The sequence below is a fragment of the Ulvibacter sp. 2210JD10-4 genome, assembly GCF_058148525.1.
Map to the genome: position 1 here is coordinate 421,183 of NZ_JBYVJZ010000003.1, position 18,790 is coordinate 439,972.

Here is an 18,790-nt window from a genome sequence, read left to right on the forward strand (position 1 = left end):
TTAGTAGTGCAAAAATAAAACTAATTCTATGAAAATTGCCCGATAATCGACTTGGTTTGCGATAAATAACTACTGCCAAATAAATTAAGGTGTACCAGAATATAGTACAATTGCCATAAAGGAATTCGTTTTTCCCATTCTTGTAGTAATGGAAAATGCTGTGCGTAAACTAAAAAGACCTCGTTGGAAAACCCTCCAAATAACTGCATCATAGCCAGATCCATTTCACGAGGAGCAAATGCAACTGCCGGATCGATGAGAACCGGTTCGCCTTTTGCTGAAATCAGGTAATTTCCACTCCATAAATCTCCATGAACAAAGGCAGGGGCTTCGTTGGGAATAATCTCCATAATATTTTTAAAAAATGGTTCTAAACCGGAAAATTGAAAACCTTGATCGTGCGCAAGTTTAAATTGTGGCTTCAAACGTTGATTAATATAAAATTCTGAAGCTGAAAATTCCGGAGCATTATACTGCACTAAACTCCCTATATAATTGTTGTGATCCAACCCAAAAGTATGCTGTGTTGTTCTGTGAAGCTTGGCTAAATTTTCACCAAATACATCCCAAAAATTTTGTAATGGACTTCCTGTTGAAATGTATTCCAGAAGTAAATAAGAAGAATTTTCAATAGTTTCGTATGCAATTACTTGTGGGATTTTAAAGCTGTCGGTCAAACTTAAAAGTTGTAACCCTTTGGCTTCAACTTCAAACATTTCAGGAAATCTGGCTGCGTTGTTTACCTTCACTACATAATTTTGAGATGCGCTTTTCAATAAAAATACTTCATTGATATCGCCTCCTGACAATGGTTTTGCCTCAAGTAAATTGAGGTTGTGAGTTGTAGAGATTTTTTGAAGAAAGGCGTTCATCTATGGAGAATTCTTCAATAGTAATTTATTTTTTCAACCAGGTTTGGTAGGTAAAAGCGTACTTGTGTCGTTCGTCCTTTTCGTGATATACTTCTGTAATCAATTGCCATTTTTCCGAAGGAATTTCAGGAAAGTATGTGTCTGCATCAAAAGTTCCGTGAACACGTGTAAGTTCAATTTTGTCAGCAAATTCAAGCCCTATTTTATAGATTTCTCCACCACCTATAATGAAAGGTTGGGTGTCTCCTTTGGATTTTTGCAATGCTTCCTCCATACTGTGGACCACAACTGCACTGTCTTTTAGGTAGTCTGTATTACGTGTAATGACAAGATGTATCCTGTTGGGTAGTGGTTTTGGGAACGACTCGAAGGTTTTACGTCCCATAATGATATGGTGGCCTGTGGTGAGTTGCTTAAAACGTTTAAAATCGTTTGGCAAATGCCAAACCAGGTCATTGTTTTTGCCGAGTTCATTATTTTCACCGGCTGCAGCTATTATAGTAATCATTCTATTTTTGGAGGTAAAGGGTTGTGTGGATCGTTTTTTTTTACTTCCTGGGGCTGTATTTCTTCATCTACCTGTTTTTGAAGTTCGTCTATCTTTTTTTCTTGTTTCAATTTTAATTTTTCAAGCTGTCGATCTTCCCATTCTTTTCCCATAAACCTTTTCATAATAAATACATTGAATACATGAATTAAAAACAGAAATACCCAAATTAAAATTGCCCAAACAAACCAATTTTTGATAAAAAAGTCATTGCCAATACCTAAAACGGGGTTGATAATAATAAGCAAGACAGAACCTACCAGGAACACAATAAAATGCCGCATCAATCCCTTTTTCTGCCTAATTCGAGCTCGCGCATATTCATATTGTTCCCGTTGCTCGGGGTCGATTCTTTCTGTTTTTTTAGTTTTTGAAAACATAGTTGGTTACTTTTATGTCACTTGTAAAAATACCTAATTTTGATCGTTTAGCACTCCCCTTATGGAAGATTTAAGAAAAGAGTTTCCTGTTTTATCACAATACACCTACCTGAATACTGCTTCTTGTGGTCTCATGTCAAAACCCTTAATAGATTGGCGGCGTCAATATGATATAAATTTAATGAATGGAGGTAGTGTTTTTAGAGATTTGCATAGAACCCATTTGGAAAGTATCCGAAAGACAGTAGGACGGTTTTTTTCAGTTCAGGAAAATGAAATTTCGCTGATTCCTAATTTCTCTTTCGGTTATAATACCTTGTTAGAAGGTTTGCCTAAAAAGCAGAAAGTTTTATTGCTGGAAAAGGATTACCCATCTATAAACTGGCCGATTGAAGATCGTGATTTTGAAGTTTGCTATGCCAAAATTGATGAAAACCTTGAGGCAAATATTGAAGAAGCGGTCGCTAAAAATCAACCTGACGTGTTTGTGTTCAGTATGGTGCAATATTTAAACGGGATTAAAATTGATCTTGATTTTCTGAAACAGTTAAAAGCTTATCATCCCAATTTATTGCTAATAGCAGATGGCACGCAATATTTAGGTACGGAAGATTTTAATTTTTCCGAAAGCCCATTGGATGTTTTAGGTGCCAGTTGCTATAAATGGTTATTAGCGGGCTATGGCAATGGAATATTTATGGTGAAAGAAAGTGCACAGCATAAAATATTTCCTTCAACAATTGGCTTTAATTCTGCCGAAGCGGTTTATAATAAACGTGATGACATTGGTTTTATGAAACATTTTGAGCCGGGACATCAGGATACTCTTAACTACGGAAGTTTGGAGCAATCTCTTTACTCTTTAGAAAAAATTGGAATGGAAGTAATTTCAGAAAAAGTTTCGGAGATTTCTCAAAAAGCAAGGAACAAGTTTTCCGAAATGGGTTTATTGGAAAATATGGTTTTAAACAGAAACCAACACTCTACTATTTTTAACATTAAAGGGGACCCAAAATTATTTCAGAAATTAAAAGAAAACCATATCATTTGCTCCATGCGAGACAAAGGAATTAGAGTAAGTTTTCATTTTTATAATACCGAAGAAGATTTACAAAAACTAATTTCGTTTCTATAACTTATTCTTCTATTTGCACCCCTTTCCAAAAAGCAATATAACCTTCGATAGGCTTTGCAAGATTTGAAGTCTTTGGATAATACCATGCAGCATCTGTATTGACCTTTCCATCGACTTCTATTGAGTAGTAAGAAGCCTCACCTTTCCACGGGCAGTGTGTATGTGTGACACTTTCTTTAAAAAAATCTTTGAGGATGGTTTCAGGAGGGAAGTAGTGATTGTTTTCTATTATAACAGTATTATTACTTTCTGCGATAACCTTATTGTTCCAAATTGCTTTCATAGTTTTTTTCTAAAAATATAGTCTGTATAATAGGCATTACTATCTTTAAAAGACGTTTCAATTTCTAATCCGGACTCTTTTGCAAGCCATTTTATCACTTTTTCATCATATTTTTGAGAGATTTCCGTATGGATGGTTTCCCAGGGGTCAAAATGTATGGTGAGTTCCAGTGCTTCAATAGTAACTTTCATTGCTTCGGTTGCAATCAAATAACTTTTTGCAGTACCGGTTTCCGGATCATATAATTCCCAATGCTTAAATTTTTTAATTTCAAAATCTGCGTCTAGTTCACGATTAATACGCACTAACAGGTTCTTGTTGAATGCTGCAGTTATTCCGGCAGGGTCATTATATGCATCAAGAATAGTTTGTGGATTTTTTTTCTGATCAAACCCCATAAAAAGAAGATCGTCATGCGTCATGGTATTCTTTAATTTTGTAAGAAATTCGATAGCTCGTGGGTGTAATAAGTTGCCAATGTTAGACCCCAGAACCAGAATTATTTTTTTACGGGAACTTAAAGATTGAAGGCGCTCCAAAACTTCAAAATACTCCCCCTTTTCACCGCTAACGGTTACATTGGGAATTTCTTTTTCTAAAGCTTCTGAAAGATTATCGATTGCATTTTGGCTAATATCAATAGGTTTGTATACAAAATCTATTTTTTTTTCAACAAGGTGTTTTAATAATACTTTTGTTTTCTTTCCATCGCCAGCGCCAAGTTCAATAAGATCGAAACCCTCTTCATTTTTATAAAATAATTCAACTATTGCATCTTTATACAATGATAAGATCTCCAATTCGCTATTGGTGAGGTAATATTCCGGCAACTCCATAATATCCTGAAATAGCTTATCTCCGGCCTTATCATAAATATATTTGGAATACAAATATTTGGGGTACTGTGTTAGGCCTTCAAAAACATCTTTTTTAAAAGCATTGTCCAATAGTGTTGAGGTTTGTGAATTCATAAACTGATAGTCGTAATTATTTTGCCAACCTTAATCCGGTAAATTGCCAGCGCAAATTTGTCTGAAAAAAATTGCGATACGTATGCCGTGTATGCTTTACCGGTGTGGCTATTGACCCACCACGAAGTACTTTTTGGTTTACCATGAACTTACCGTTGTATTCGCCAATAGCTCCCGGAGCCTTGACATATCCCGGGTAGGGGAGGTAGGCACTTTCGGTCCATTCCCAACGACTGCCCCAATTAAAGTTATTTTGGGCTGCTTCCCATTCGAACTCTGTAGGCAGGCGACATTCTTTCCATTGGGCGAAGGCATATGCTTCAAAATAAGAAATGTGAGAAACAGGAGCTTCCTTATCTATTTTTTTAAGGCCTTGCAACGTATATTGATGCCATTCCTCATCAATTTGATACCAATACATTGGCTGGGCAATTTTATTTTGCTGAATCCAATCCCAGCCTTCGGCATGCCAAAGGTTAAAATCTTGATACCCTCCGGCACTGATAAAGTTTAAATACTCCCCGTTAGTAATTAGTTTGTTTGAGATCTGATACTCTTGGAGATATACTTTATGGTTTCCCAATTCATTATCAAAACAAAATGCTTCAGGATTATCGTGACCTATCTCGTAAATTCCTTCGGGCATGGTAACCCATTCTGTATTAGATCTTTGGATAGGGTTTTCTGAAAAGGAATCGTTGTATCTTGGAAGCAAAGGGTTGTTTCCAAGGATATATTTTATATCTGTTATCAACAATTCCTGATGTTGTTTTTCATGATGAATCCCAATAATTAGCAATTCTTCCACTTCTGGAGAGATTTCTGAAGCTAAAAAATCACTAAGTTCATCGGTTACATAATGACGGTAATCATAGACTTTTGATACACCGGGACGAGAGAGATTTCCACGGTCATTACGAACAACACGTTTACCAACATTTTCGTAATAGCTATTAAAAACAAATGCAAAATCTTCATGAAATAGCTTATAACCAGGTTTATGAGATTTCAGAATAAATTCTTCAAAAAACCATGTGGTATGTCCTAAATGCCATTTTGGAGGAGAAACATCTACAACGGGTTGTACAACATAATCTTCAATTTCCAGTGGTTTACAAATGTCTTCGGTATGCTGACGGGTTTCCAAAAAAAAGGAAACCAGGTCTTGAGTTTCGATCATAAAAAAAGAGTCGGTTTTTTTGCCAACTCCTTAAAGATACAAATCGTTTTTTATAAAGATGTTTAGAGAATGTTAAAGGCTAAATCTTATGATTTCTTTTTGCCACCTCTCTTGGGCGTGTCATTTTCAATTTTGAAATTAATGGGCAACGAATACAACACTCCAACGGCTTTTCCTTTTTGCATTCCCGGTTTCATCTTTGGAATGGACTTAACAACACGAATGGCTTCTTTTTCAAGTTTTGGATGATCTGCACGAGCGTGTACATCTACTACTTTTCCTTTTTTGTCAATCTTAAATTGTACGTAAATTTTTGACAAGCCTTCCGGTAAGCCTAGTTTTCTAATAATAGAAATTCTAAATTTTTTCTGTACGTGCTTTGTTATTTTTTGCGACATACAGTCTTTTAACTCTTTGTTACTACTTCCTTTGCATCCGGGATAAACAGGAACATTTTCTATAATAGCGAAGCCCACATCTTCACCTGTTTCCTTTTCTTTTACAGTGGTGGCTTCATCTTGTGAGAAAACAATAGAAGAAATGCATAGAAAACTAAGAATAAAAATTGTCTTGAACATTACTATTTGCCAGTTTTAAAAGTAAACGGAACAGAATATTTAATAGCTCGCGGTTTGCCTCCAAGCATACCTGGTTTTGCCATTTTCGGAATAGCAAGAATATTTCTTTTGGCTTCGGCTCTTAAAGAAGCACTCCCTCCGGTTACATTCTTCACTTCAATAAGCCCTTTTTCATTAACAATAAAGTCAACAATTACTCTTCCTTGTTCATTCTTCTTATAGGCTTCAGGAGGATATTTAAAATTCTTGGCAACGTGTTGAGACAGTTTTTTAAAGAAGCAATTTTTCTTTTCAGATATGCTGCCCTTTTCGCATCCCGGCCATATGGGAGCGATCTCTTTCATGGTTAGTTTATTTTTTTCAACATCACCCCAATCTTCTTGAGCGAATAAGGTTGTAGAAAATAAAATGCTTAAAATTAAAAATGCTTTTTTCATAAGTAGGGTATTGTTTTTACACAGCTACCGCTCCTTTAATGTGTGGATGCGGATTGTAATCGACTAGTGTGAAATCATCAAATTTGAAGCCAAATATATCTTTTACATTTGGATTTAACAACATTTTGGGCAAAGGTCTAATTTCTCGTGATAATTGAAGCTCAACTTGTTCCATATGATTACTATAGATATGGGCATCTCCAAAAGTATGTACAAAATCTCCGGGTTGGTAACCACAGACCTGAGCTATCATCAAAGTGAGTAGTGCATAAGACGCAATGTTAAAAGGGACTCCTAAGAAAATATCGGCACTTCGCTGGTAAAGTTGACAAGATAGTTTCCCATCTGCAACGTAAAATTGAAAGAAAGCATGGCAGGGCGGTAAAGCCACTTTTCCATTCGCTACGTTTTCTGCAAAAGGTTTGGATGTATCGGGTAATACACTTGGGTTCCATGCACTTACCAACATTCTGCGGCTATCAGGATTATTCTTTAAAGTTTTAATGATCTCTGAGATCTGATCAATTTCTTCGTTATTCCAATTGCGCCACTGGCGTCCATAAACAGGCCCTAAATCACCATTTTCATCAGCCCATTCGTTCCAAATACGCACTCCGTTTTCCTGAAGGTATTTTACATTAGTGTCACCATTTAAAAACCATAACAATTCATAAATGATAGATTTTAAGTGTAATTTTTTTGTGGTGATCATTGGAAAACCTTCACTTAGGTCAAAACGCATCTGGTAGCCAAAAACACTTTTAGTGCCGGTGCCGGTACGGTCCTGCTTAACATTTCCATTTTCAAGTACGTGAGTTAAAAGGTTGTGATATTGCTGCATGAATTCCTTTTCAAGATTAGGTTTCTAAAGTAAAAAAAAGCTGTAAACCGAGAGAATGAGGTCTGTAAATTATTTCAAAAGTTATTAACCAAGTATCATACCCGCAATCGTGGCAGAAATTAAAGAAGCAATAGTTCCTCCAATCAAGGCTTTCATTCCAAATCTGGATAAGGTTTTTCGTTGTCCGGGAGCCAGAGAGCCTATTCCTCCTATTTGTATTCCAATAGATGCAAAATTTGCAAAACCACATAACATATAAGTAGCCATTATTATCGATTTTTCATACTTAAAATGAATAGCACTAGATACGTCTTTTAGATCGGCCAATTGTATATAACCAACAAATTCACTTGCAGCTAGTTTTATACCTAATAGCTGCCCCATTAACATCATATCATCCCTGGCAACACCAATCAGCCACATAAGAGGTGCGAAAATATACCCTAAAATAAATTCTAATGAGAGTCCGTCGTAAGCAGTGTGACTTGCTATAATTTCATTGAGTGAGGTGAAGTGCCAATCAATATTTAATTTGCTTATGGTAAATCCATCAAAGCTTGCTACTAAATCTAAAACCCCATTAACCAATGCTATCATCGCTACAAATACCAAAAGCATGGCACCTACATTTACGGCAAGTTTTAATCCTTCGGTTGTTCCATTTGCAATAGCATCTAATAAGTTAGATCCAATTTTATCTGAAGATACTTTTACATCTGTATTAACCTTTTCGGTTTGAGGATATAAGATCTTGGAAATAACAATAGCTCCCGGTGCAGCCATTACTGAAGCAGCCAATAGGTGCTTTGCGAACTTTAAACGTAAAACAGGGTCGTCACCACCTAAAAATCCAATATAGGCAGCTAATACAGCTCCGGCAACCGTTGCCATCCCACCAATCATTACTAAGAGCATTTCAGACTTATTCATCTTTTCCAAATATGCCTTAATTAAGAGAGGAGCTTCGGTTTGCCCTAAAAATATATTTCCTGCAACGCTCAGGCTCTCAGCTCCGGAGATCTTTAATAACTTAGACAATAACCATCCCATTGCCTGTACTACTTTTTGTATGATTCCCGTATAAAATAAAACAGAAGTCAATGCTGAGAAGAAGATAATGGTAGGAAGTACCTGGAACGCAAATATAAACCCGAAGGTATCCATATCTACAACTAGCCCTTCAAATAAGAATTGACTACCGGCACGTGTGAAATCCAGAATGCTGATAAACACTTTACCAATAGCTTCAAAAATGTTTTGTATAAAAGGCACCTTTAAAACTCCAATGGCAATAAGTAATTGAACTGCCAGTCCTATGCCAACTGTTTTCCAATTAATGGCCTTTCTGTTGGCACTAAATAAAAATGCTATAAAGATCAAAGAGACCATTCCTAAGAGCCCTCTCCATAGGCTACCCATAGAAAAACCCTGTAAGGGAATGATCGTGGAATCTTCTGTTTTTTCTTCTGAAACAGTTGTAATCACTTCATTAGCTGCAATAAAAGAATAGTGTATATTATTTTCTGAAAAAACCAAAGTAGAATCGGTGATTTCCGAAACGCGATAACGGCGGATGGTATCACTGGGTTGATTGTAAAAAAGTACCAGTAAATTATTTTGAAAGATATAATCTCCCGATGCTTTTAAATTGTCTTTGGCCTCAAGCTCATATTTAAAAGTGCCGTTATTTAAGTGAAAGAAATCTTTTTCAGAATTAATGGGAAAAAGTGCTTTACCTCTATCATTTTCTATAGTTGAAAATTGCCAGTCTTTATGGATATCTTGCCCAAAAGTTACTGTTTGAACTATTAATACAATTGCCAGGAATAGAAAATTACGCATACGCTATTTTTGCCTTTTTGAAATTTCGTCTCTAATTCTGGCTGCTTTTTCATAATCTTCATTGGCTACGGCCTGATCGAGCATTTGATTTAATTCTTTTGATGAAAATTTTGTGTAATCTTCACTGGTGATTTTAACAGATTCTTTATCCTCTCCCAAAATAAGCTCTTCTATAACAGCTTCCTCTTCTTTAGAGACCTCTTCTTTTTTCTTTTTTGGAGTGGTTTTTAGGAAAATACCGGCTTTATCAAGAATGTTTTTGTAAGTAAATATAGGTGCTTTAAACCTTAAGGCCAGTGCAATAGCATCACTGGTGCGGGCATCGATGATCTCCTCAATTTTATCACGTTCACAAATAATACTGGAGTAAAATACACCATCTACCAATTTATGTATGATGACCTGCTTTACAACGATATCAAAACGATCTGAAAAATTTTTAAAAAGATCGTGTGTGAGTGGGCGAGGAGGTTTTATTTCTTTTTCAAGTGCAATGGCAATGGATTGTGCTTCAAAAGCACCAATAACGATAGGAAGTTTTCGGTCACCATCTACTTCACTCAAAATAAGTGCATAAGCACCATTTTGGGTTTGGCTGTAGGATATTCCTTTTATATTAAGTCTTACTAAACTCATAATTCAGAATAAAAAAAGCTGTTTAAACAAGGATGTTTCCTTCCCCAAACAGCCCTTTTTCTAAGGCACAAAGTAATAAAAATTATGCGTTTTGCACTTTAAACTCTTTTAATTTTTCGTTGAGTTGCGGTACTACTTCAAAAGCATCACCTACAATACCGTAATCTGCTGCTTTGAAAAAAGGAGCTTCAGGATCGTTATTAATGACCACTTTTACTTTTGATGAGTTAATACCGGCCAGATGTTGGATCGCTCCGCTTATACCTATGGCAATATACAGGTTCGAGGCCACCGGCTTCCCGGTTTGCCCCACGTGTTCGCTATGAGGCCTCCACCCCATATCACTTACAGGTTTTGAACAAGCTGTAGCAGCACCTAATGTTTCAGCTAAAGTTTCGATCATTCCCCAATTTTCAGGGCCTTTTAATCCACGACCTCCGGATACTACGATCTCTGCATCGGCAATAGTTACTTTATCGGCTGCCTTATCTACGGAAACAACTTCAATTGAAAAATCTCCATCGCTTAGTTGTGGAGCAAAACTTTCAGAGGTAGCAGTTGTATTATTTTCTTCTAATCCAAATGCATTTTTTGCCAGCCCAACAACTTTCACATTGGTATTGATTTCGGTAGTTGAAAAGGCCTTATTGGTAAATACTGTATGTTTTACTTTAAACGGAGCAGTGCTTACCGGTAGTTCGGTTACATTAGGAACATAACCTGCCTCCAGATTTACAGCTACTAAAGGAGCCATAAATTTACTGTTGGCACTTGATGTAAGAACTACTACAGCCGCATCTTCATTTTTGGCAGCCTGTGCTACTACGTCGGCATAAGCTTCGGCATTAAATTGAGCTAACTTCTCGTTGGAAACTTCCAAAACTTTAGTTGCACCGTAATTTCCCAGCTCTGAAACATTGCCACCATTTATTGTGACAGCAATAACAGATGTTCCCATCATATCTGCAATTGCTTTTGCATAGGAGACCGCTTCAAAAGCAATTTTTTTAAATTTTCCGTCTTCGGATTCTGTATATACTAAAATTGACATATTTTTTAATTTTTCTTTTAAATAACCTTGGCTTCGTTATGTAATAAATTGATTAGATCGTCCACATTATCTACCAACTTTACTGCTCCTTTTGGGGCAGGTTTTTCGAAAGATGCAGACTGTGTTTTAGTATTAGCATCTACAGGCTCTTTTACATGGAGGGGTTTGGAGCGCGCCTGCATAATACCACGCATGTTTGGAATACGAAGGTCACTTTCCTGTACCAGTCCTTTTTGACCACCTATTACTAAAGGTAAATTGGTACTTAATGTTTCTTTACCACCATCAATTTCACGAATTGCCGTCGCATTGCTTCCTTCTACTTCGAGGCTAATACACGTATTTACAAAATTGGCTCCGGTCATTTTGGCAAGCATTCCGGGAACCATTCCCCCATTGTAATCGATAGATTCGCGACCTGCAATTACGAGGTCGTAACCACCTTCTTTAACAACATTTGCTAATTGTTTTGCTACGAAATACCCATCGGTAGGGGTTGCATTAACTCTAATAGCTTCATCTGCACCTATAGCTAATGCTTTACGTAAAGTGGGTTCGGTTTCTGGTCGGCCAACATTTACCACATGTACGGCAGCACCCTGTTTTTCTTTAAACCACATAGCACGGGTAAGTCCAAATTCATCATTAGGGTTGATCACAAATTGCACCCCATTGGTGTCAAATTTTGTATCTCCGTCTGTAAAATTGATTTTGGAAGTTGTATCCGGTACGTGACTAATACACACTAATATTTTCATAAAAATTGTCTTGTAATAATTGTGAATTTATGGGCTACGAAGATACATATATATTTTATGAATTATACTATGCATGCATAACAAATTTCAATTAAAACTTCAGAAAAAATATACCTTCACATATAAATAATAGTATTTTTGTTTTTCCTGAAAAATTCTCAGGAATAGAAAAGAATCGATTTTTATGAAAACCTTACAATTTAGAGAAGCTGTTTGCGAGGCGATGAGTGAAGAAATGCGTCGCGATGAAAGTATTTACTTAATGGGTGAAGAAGTCGCCGAATACAATGGTGCCTATAAGGCCAGTAAAGGAATGTTGGATGAGTTTGGTGCCAAACGTGTGATCGATACGCCTATATCTGAGCTTGGTTTTGCAGGAATTGGCGTAGGTAGTGCAATGAACGGAAACCGTCCCATTATTGAATTTATGACCTTCAACTTCTCTTTGGTTGGAATTGATCAAATTATCAATAACGCTGCAAAAATGCGCCAAATGTCAGGTGGGCAGATCAATATTCCAATTGTGTTTCGTGGTCCTACAGCTTCGGCCGGGCAATTAGCAGCAACGCATTCCCAGGCTTTTGAAAGTTGGTATGCCAACTGTCCGGGACTTAAAGTAGTAGTTCCCAGTAATCCGGCAGATGCAAAGGGTTTGTTGAAGAGTGCAATTCGGGATGATGATCCGGTGATCTTTATGGAAAGTGAACAGATGTATGGTGATAAAGGAGATGTGCCTGAAGGAGAATATTTAATTCCTTTAGGTGTAGCTGAAATAAAAAGAAAAGGAAAAGACGTGACAATTGTTTCTTTCGGAAAAATAATAAAAGAGGCCTATAAAGCTGCCGATGCTCTTGCTGAAGAGGGTATTGAGTGCGAAGTGATCGACTTGCGTACTGTGCGTCCAATGGACCATGCTACTATTTTGGAATCGGTAAAAAAAACAAATCGGTTGGTCATTCTTGAAGAAGCGTGGCCTTTTGGCAATATTGCAACCGAAATTACATACCAGGTGCAGAGCCAGGCATTTGATTATTTAGATGCTCCTATTGTAAAAATAAATACTGCCGATACTCCGGCTCCGTATTCTCCTGTGCTTTTAGAAGAATGGCTGCCTAATAGCAATGATGTTATAAAAGCGGTTAAAAAAGTAATGTATAAGTAAGTTTAGGATGTACTTTTTTCAATAAAAAAACGTTCCCAATCTATCGATTCCCTTAATCCTGCTATGAAGCAAACATTATTTTTATTTTTTGCATTATTTACTTGTGTGCTCCTGGCACAAACTAAAGTTAGTGGTGTTATTAAAGATGCTTCGGGAGGTCCTGTTGCTTTTGCTAATGTTATTTTTAAAGACTCTAATGAAGGAACTATCTCTAATGAAGATGGACGTTTTTATTTGGAGAGCGATAATACCTATACCGGAGTAATTTTTTCATTCATAGGTTTTTCCAATAAGGAAGTAACACTTACCCAGCGTAGTAACTATAATATGGTGGTTCTTCTTGAAGAAGAAGCTGCTGCACTCAACGAAGTTGTAATCATTAGTGGAAAGCAATCAAAAAAGAACAATCCTGCTATAGATATTCTTAGAAAGATCTGGGAAAATCGCCGCGAAAATGGAGTGAAAAAATTTAAACAATATCAATACGATAAATATGAAAAGCTTGAGTTTGATTTAAACACAATAGATTCGGCCCTTATAAAAAGTAAGATATTCAGAGGGATGGAATTTGTTTTTGACCAAATAGATACATCAAAAATTACCGGGAATACCTATCTGCCAATTTTTATAAATGAAGCATCTTCTAAAGTATATGGTGACAATTTATTGAATGAAGAAAAAGATATCCTGGAAGGAAATAAAAACTCCGGATTTGAAAATAACCAAACACTTATAGCTTTTGTTAAAGACCTGTATAGTGAATATGATGTCTATGACAACTACCTTAAATTTTTTGATAAAGCCTTTACGAGTCCTTTGTCACGCACAGGGATAGATGTTTACAATTATGTTTTACTGGATAGCGCCTATAGAGATAATAAATGGTGCTACAATATAGTATACTATCCAAGGCGTAAAAATGAACTTACCTTTAAAGGAGATTTTTGGGTAAATGATACTACCTGGGCAATTAAAGAGATAAATCTTCAAGCATCTAAAAGTGCTAACCTTAACTGGGTTCGTGAAGTATATATAGAACAGGAATTTGATGTATTGAACGATTCTATTTTCTTGATTACGCGGGATTATTTTTTAAGTGATTTCAGTCTTCGGAAAAAAGAAGGAGCGAGAGGTATTTATGGAAAACGAACGACCTTATACGACAATTATGTATTTGATATTCCTAAAGATAAAAAGTTCTATAGTGAACAGGTTGACCCATATCAATTTGAGGTATATAATCGCCCGGACGATTTTTGGGATAAGCACCGAATGGAGCAGTTAAGCAAAGATGAAAAAGGTGTTTACAAGATGCTTGATACGCTCAAGACTGTTCCACGTTTTAAAACATTATATAATATAGGAGCTACACTGGCATCCGGTTATTATGAGGTCAATAATTTTGATGTTGGTCCAGTATTCTCAATTTTTGGATTTAATGAAGCTGAAGGAATGCGTATCCGTTTGGGGGGGCGTACCTATTTTAGTCAGAACGATCCTTGGCGTATAGAAGGATTTGGAGCATACGGGTTTAAGGATAAGCGATTTAAATATGGAATTTCAACCAAATGGCTATTAGACAGGAAAACACGACTTACTATTTTTGGAGGAAACCGAAAAGATGTTGAACAAACGGGAGCCAGTCTTACTAATAGTAACGATGTTCTGGGAAGGAGTTTAGCATCATCTTCATTAATATCGGTAGGTGCGAACGACAGATTAACCCGAATTAATTTGAGCACTGCGGGATTTTCTATAGAACCTGCAAAGAATTTTGTGGTTAGATTAACAGGTTCTTACAGAACCTTACGTTCTGCTACAGAAACTTTCAGTATTGACTATAATGTAAAAGAAAATGGAGTTTTTACAGGAGAAGTACGAAGTGAAATCTCACAACCGGAAATTGAACTGGCTCTTAATTATACACCTAATAAAAAGACCTCAGGCTATGGTGTGGAAAGAACTATAATTAATGATGGAAATTATCCTTCCTTTTATTTGGGCTATAGCTATGGATTAAAAGAAATAATGAGCGGTGATTTTGAATATCAAAAATTACAGGCATTGTATACACAACCATGGAATATTGGAGGACTTGGAAGGTTATATTCTACAGTTGAGGTAGGTAAAACCTTTGGCGAAGTGCCATTAAGTCTATTGAATCCAATTCCGGGAAATCAGACCTATTTTAGTATTTATAACTCTTTTACACAATTGGATTATTACGAATTTGTAAGTGACACTTATACTTCTTTGCATTTACAGCATAACTTTGGAGGACGTTTATTTTCACGTATCCCATTACTGCGGAAGCTTAATTTGCGTGAGGTTATTGGTTTTAGAGCAGTTTATGGTGAAATTTCCTCTGAAAATATTGCATTAAATGCTTCAGGGATAGAGTATCAAGCTCCGGGCGATATTTACTACGAATATAGCTTTGGAATTGGTAATATTTTTAGGATATTTCGTATAGATTTTAATTTCCGTGGTAACTACTTACAGAACCCCGATGCACGTAAATTTGGTGTAACAGGTGTTTTTGGTTTTTCGTTTTAGTTTTTTTTGTATCTTTAGCCTTCCCCTGCTAACTGGCAACTTACCTCTTTTAGTTTAACCTAAAGTACTCATCAAATGAAAACGATTAGTATTATAGTATTCTGTATGTTGACTATTTCGCTATACGCGAAGCCTAATGTCACTTTTTATCAGGAATATGCAGATAGAGGATTAGCTCTATATGCAGATAACCATGAGGTCAGCCCGGTGTATGTACAATTTGATTTTGTTTTAAGAAATCTTCAAGTAGAAGATAAATATAAAAGGTATTATGTTATACCGCCAAAAAGTGTAAAACACAAGATCACTAGCATGGTAGTGATCAATGCTCTTGATGATTATAGCTTTACTTTTACGGCAGAAACTAATTTTGGAGATCCTAACCATACAAATTATGATGCTGTTTTTCAATATTATTTGCCTTTTAAAAAAGGAGCATCTTATAAGATCATACAGGGCTATAATGGTTCTTCTTCCCATGACAATATCTATGCAATAGATTTTGAAATGCCTGTAGGCACAGAAATTCATGCGGCAAGAAGTGGTATTGTGGTAAGTGTAGAGCAAGGCAACAGTAAATCTTGTGAAACTATAGCTTGTAAAAAAAATAAAAATTATATTTTGATATATCATTCGGATGGGACTTTTGCCGAATATTCACATATAAAACAAAATGGATCTTTAGTTAAGCGAGGAGATATTGTTGAAAAAGGTAAACCTATTGGCTATAGTGGCGATGTAGGTTGGTCTTCCAGTCCTCACTTACATTTTGAAGTCTATCTCCCACAGCAATACAACAAGCGAACATTAAAGACAAATTTTTTAACTGGAGATGGTAGTGATTATAGCTTGTTAGCTGAAAATGTAAGATATACGCGTAACTACTAATTTTATAATAACTTTAATTTTTACCTAAGGCTGTCAAATTATGACAGCCTTTTTTCTTTCTTTTTATTATTTCGCACCCAGTAAAATTTTCTTACTTTTGCAGTCGCAAATTTGAAATGATTTCTAAATAACAAAAATATATAATGGAACAAAACATTATCTACGTACCAATAGTACTTTCAATTTTAGGACTACTCTTTATGCTCATTAAAATGAGTTGGGTTAAAAAGCAATCCTCGGGAAGTGAGCGCATGCAATTTATTTCAAAAAGTATTAAAGAGGGAGCTTTGGCTTTCCTGAATGCTGAATATCGATTATTAGTAATCTTTGCAGTGATCGCTGCTGTATTACTCTATATAGTATCTACACTGGTGCCATCTACCAGTTGGATGATCGTACCGGCATTTATTTTTGGTGCTGTCTTTTCTGCTTTAGCAGGAAACATAGGGATGCGTATAGCAACCGAAGCAAACGCACGTACAGCCGAAGCTGCTAAAACAAGTTTACCTCAAGCTTTAAAAGTCTCTTTTGGAGGCGGTACTGTAATGGGCCTTGGTGTTGCCGGTTTGGCAGTATTGGGACTGAGTTTGTTTTTCATGTTCTTTGTGGGTCAGTTTGTTACAGAAGGCGGAAATTTCTATGATCAAATGACCATAGTTTTGGAAGCCCTTGCCGGGTTCTCTTTAGGAGCTGAATCTATTGCATTGTTTGCTCGTGTGGGAGGTGGTATTTATACAAAAGCTGCAGACGTAGGAGCCGATTTAGTTGGTAAAGTTGAAGCAGGTATTCCGGAAGACGATCCTCGTAACCCTGCGACTATTGCAGATAATGTGGGAGATAATGTAGGAGATGTTGCGGGTATGGGAGCTGACTTGTTTGGTTCGTATGTTGCAACAGTACTGGCTTCTATGGTACTGGGGAATTATCTGGTAAGAGATATGTCTTCAATGTCACAATTTACAGATGCATTTAATAATATGGGGCCTATTTTACTTCCGTTGGTAATTGCCGGTGTGGGTGTCTTAGCTTCGATCATTGGAACTTTCCTTGTAAAAATAAAAAATAACGATGCAAAAGAATCTCAGGTTCAAAAGGCATTGGATATGGGTAACTGGACTGCAATCATCTTAACGTTGATCGCCAGCTACTTTTTAATTGATTGGATGTTACCGGAGACCATGACGATGAACTTCTTTGGAGAAGGTACTAAAGAAATCTCTTCTATCAATGTATTTTATGCAGCCTGTATCGGGTTGGCAGTTGGAGCACTAATCTCTGCCGTAACAGCGTATTATACAAGTTTAGGAAAAAAGCCGGTCATGGATATTGTGAAGAATTCATCTACAGGGGCCGCTACTAATATTATTGCTGGTTTGGCTGTAGGGATGAAATCTACATTTCTATCCGTTCTATTATTTGCTGCCGCTATCTATGGTTCGTATGAATTGGCTGGATTCTACGGAGTTGCTTTAGCAGCTTCTGCAATGATGGCAACAACTGCTATGCAATTAGCGATCGATGCATTTGGACCTATTGCAGATAATGCCGGTGGTGTTGCAGAAATGAGCGAACTGGAACCACATGTTCGTGAACGTACCGATATTTTAGATTCAGTAGGTAATACAACTGCTGCTGTTGGGAAAGGATTTGCAATTGCATCTGCAGCGTTAACAGCATTAGCCTTATTTGCTGCCTATGTTACTTTTACAGGTATTGACGGGATCAACATCTTTAAAGCAGATGTATTAGCAATGCTATTTGTAGGGGGTATGATCCCTGTAGTTTTCTCGGCAATGGCTATGAAATCTGTTGGTAAAGCAGCAATGGAAATGGTACAGGAAGTACGTCGCCAATTTAAAGAAATTCCAGGTATTATGGAAGGTACCGGTACTCCGGAATATGCGAAATGTGTTGATATTTCTACCAAAGCCGCATTAAAAGAAATGATATTACCTGGTTTGTTAACAATTATCACACCAATAGTTATTGGACTACTATTTGGTGCTGAGCCTCTTGGAGGTTACATGGCCGGAGTTTGTGTGAGTGGAGTTATGTGGGCTATTTTCCAGAATAATGCAGGAGGAGCATGGGATAATGCTAAAAAATCATTTGAAGCAGGTGTGGAGATCGATGGTGAGATGACCTATAAAGGTAGTGATGCACATAAAGCAGCAGTTACAGGAGATACTGTAGGTGATCCATTTAAAGATACTTCAGGACCTTCTATGAATATTTTGATTAAGCTAACATGTTTAGTTGGATTAGTGATCGCTCCAATTTTAGGTGGTCATGGATTACATAGTGATGAAGCTATGAATAATACTTCCGAGGAAATGATCTTTATAGACGAAGATGGTAACAAAATGGTTTTGACAGACAAGCAAGCTGCTCAGGTGGAAGAAGCGGGTAAAACTGAAGTTTCTAAAGAAATGAAAGTTGAAATGTCTGTAGAAGGTGATATCACCACTGCAAATGTGACTATAGAAACCACTAAAGATGGAGAAACTACTTCCGAAATCAAAACCTTTTCGGGAACCGAGGAAGAAGTAAACACGCAAGTAGAAGCTCTAAAAGATGCGATACATGTGAAAGGAGATAAAGTAATTGAAGAAGTTGAAGTTATTGAAGAGAAAAAACAGTAATCTTTTAACAGTGTAAAATAAAAAAGCCCGA

18 protein-coding genes are annotated in these 18,790 nt (G+C 36.6%); 5 read left to right on the forward strand and 13 right to left on the reverse strand.

Annotated elements, in window-relative coordinates; all coding sequences use genetic code 11:
- Positions 1 to 26 precede the first annotated feature (26 nt).
- Genes ACY2RT_RS09895 through ACY2RT_RS09905 form a run of 3 tightly spaced genes read right to left on the reverse strand, consistent with a single transcriptional unit; the run spans position 27 to position 1,799 of the window.
- Complete coding sequence (locus tag ACY2RT_RS09895; protein ID WP_490155748.1) at positions 27 to 872, reverse strand: fructosamine kinase family protein; 846 nt, start codon at positions 870 to 872, stop codon at positions 27 to 29.
- A 25-nt stretch (positions 873 to 897) separates the two neighbouring features.
- A complete protein-coding gene (locus ACY2RT_RS09900; RefSeq protein ID WP_490155749.1) occupies positions 898 to 1,380 on the reverse strand; it encodes a dihydrofolate reductase in 483 nt (160 codons plus the stop codon).
- Entirely contained in the window at positions 1,377 to 1,799 is a 423-nt protein-coding gene (locus ACY2RT_RS09905) for a 2TM domain-containing protein (protein ID WP_490155750.1), read from the reverse strand. Before ACY2RT_RS09905 ends, ACY2RT_RS09900 begins: the two co-directional genes overlap by 4 nt.
- A 61-nt stretch (positions 1,800 to 1,860) precedes the next feature.
- Between ACY2RT_RS09905 and ACY2RT_RS09910 the strand changes: the two genes are divergently transcribed.
- A complete protein-coding gene (locus ACY2RT_RS09910; protein ID WP_490155751.1) occupies positions 1,861 to 2,934 on the forward strand; it encodes an aminotransferase class V-fold PLP-dependent enzyme in 1,074 nt (357 codons plus the stop codon).
- 1 nt (position 2,935) lies between these two features.
- Here ACY2RT_RS09910 and ACY2RT_RS09915 read toward each other — a convergent pair whose 3' ends face one another.
- The 10 genes from ACY2RT_RS09915 to ACY2RT_RS09960 all read right to left on the reverse strand — a co-directional run bounded on the left by ACY2RT_RS09915 (position 2,936) and on the right by ACY2RT_RS09960 (position 11,511).
- Positions 2,936 to 3,217, reverse strand: coding sequence for a DUF427 domain-containing protein (locus tag ACY2RT_RS09915; protein ID WP_490155752.1), 282 nt, complete (start codon positions 3,215 to 3,217; stop codon positions 2,936 to 2,938).
- Entirely contained in the window at positions 3,214 to 4,188 is a 975-nt protein-coding gene (locus ACY2RT_RS09920) for an L-histidine N(alpha)-methyltransferase (protein ID WP_490155753.1), read from the reverse strand. The genes ACY2RT_RS09915 and ACY2RT_RS09920 overlap by 4 nt, the downstream gene beginning before the upstream one ends.
- A gap of 16 nt (positions 4,189 to 4,204) precedes the next feature.
- Positions 4,205 to 5,368 (reverse strand): ergothioneine biosynthesis protein EgtB, encoded by a 1,164-nt coding sequence (gene egtB / locus ACY2RT_RS09925; protein ID WP_490155754.1) that lies wholly within the window; start codon positions 5,366 to 5,368, stop codon positions 4,205 to 4,207.
- Between the two features lie 86 nt (positions 5,369 to 5,454).
- A complete protein-coding gene (locus ACY2RT_RS09930; RefSeq protein ID WP_490155755.1) occupies positions 5,455 to 5,946 on the reverse strand; it encodes an energy transducer TonB in 492 nt (163 codons plus the stop codon).
- 2 nt (positions 5,947 to 5,948) lie between these two features.
- Positions 5,949 to 6,383 carry an energy transducer TonB gene (locus tag ACY2RT_RS09935; protein ID WP_490155756.1) on the reverse strand — a complete coding sequence of 145 codons (435 nt, stop codon included), beginning with the start codon at positions 6,381 to 6,383 and terminating at the stop codon, positions 5,949 to 5,951.
- A 16-nt stretch (positions 6,384 to 6,399) separates the two neighbouring features.
- Complete coding sequence (locus ACY2RT_RS09940) at positions 6,400 to 7,224, reverse strand: thymidylate synthase (RefSeq protein WP_490155757.1); 825 nt, start codon at positions 7,222 to 7,224, stop codon at positions 6,400 to 6,402.
- A gap of 84 nt (positions 7,225 to 7,308) precedes the next feature.
- Positions 7,309 to 9,066, reverse strand: coding sequence for a nucleoside transporter C-terminal domain-containing protein (locus ACY2RT_RS09945; protein ID WP_490155758.1), 1,758 nt, complete (start codon positions 9,064 to 9,066; stop codon positions 7,309 to 7,311).
- A gap of 3 nt (positions 9,067 to 9,069) precedes the next feature.
- On the reverse strand, positions 9,070 to 9,702 hold the full coding sequence (locus ACY2RT_RS09950; protein ID WP_490155759.1) for a bifunctional nuclease family protein: 633 nt from the start codon (positions 9,700 to 9,702) through the stop codon (positions 9,070 to 9,072).
- 82 nt (positions 9,703 to 9,784) lie between these two features.
- Positions 9,785 to 10,753: an electron transfer flavoprotein subunit alpha/FixB family protein gene (locus ACY2RT_RS09955; RefSeq protein ID WP_490155760.1), complete on the reverse strand. Its 969-nt coding sequence runs from the start codon at positions 10,751 to 10,753 to the stop codon at positions 9,785 to 9,787.
- A gap of 17 nt (positions 10,754 to 10,770) precedes the next feature.
- Entirely contained in the window at positions 10,771 to 11,511 is a 741-nt protein-coding gene (locus ACY2RT_RS09960; RefSeq protein WP_490155761.1) for an electron transfer flavoprotein subunit beta/FixA family protein, read from the reverse strand.
- 184 nt (positions 11,512 to 11,695) lie between these two features.
- Between ACY2RT_RS09960 and ACY2RT_RS09965 the strand changes: the two genes are divergently transcribed.
- From ACY2RT_RS09965 to ACY2RT_RS09980, 4 genes are all read left to right on the forward strand, one after another.
- Positions 11,696 to 12,673, forward strand: a complete 978-nt coding sequence (locus ACY2RT_RS09965) for a pyruvate dehydrogenase complex E1 component subunit beta (RefSeq protein WP_490155762.1) — start codon at positions 11,696 to 11,698, stop codon at positions 12,671 to 12,673.
- Positions 12,674 to 12,736: 63 nt separating this feature from the next.
- Positions 12,737 to 15,229: a DUF5686 and carboxypeptidase-like regulatory domain-containing protein gene (locus ACY2RT_RS09970; protein WP_490155763.1), complete on the forward strand. Its 2,493-nt coding sequence runs from the start codon at positions 12,737 to 12,739 to the stop codon at positions 15,227 to 15,229.
- Positions 15,230 to 15,304: 75 nt separating this feature from the next.
- Positions 15,305 to 16,117 (forward strand): M23 family metallopeptidase, encoded by an 813-nt coding sequence (locus tag ACY2RT_RS09975; protein ID WP_490155764.1) that lies wholly within the window; start codon positions 15,305 to 15,307, stop codon positions 16,115 to 16,117.
- A 143-nt stretch (positions 16,118 to 16,260) separates the two neighbouring features.
- Positions 16,261 to 18,759 (forward strand): sodium-translocating pyrophosphatase, encoded by a 2,499-nt coding sequence (locus ACY2RT_RS09980; RefSeq protein ID WP_490155765.1) that lies wholly within the window; start codon positions 16,261 to 16,263, stop codon positions 18,757 to 18,759.
- Positions 18,760 to 18,790: the final 31 nt, after the last annotated feature.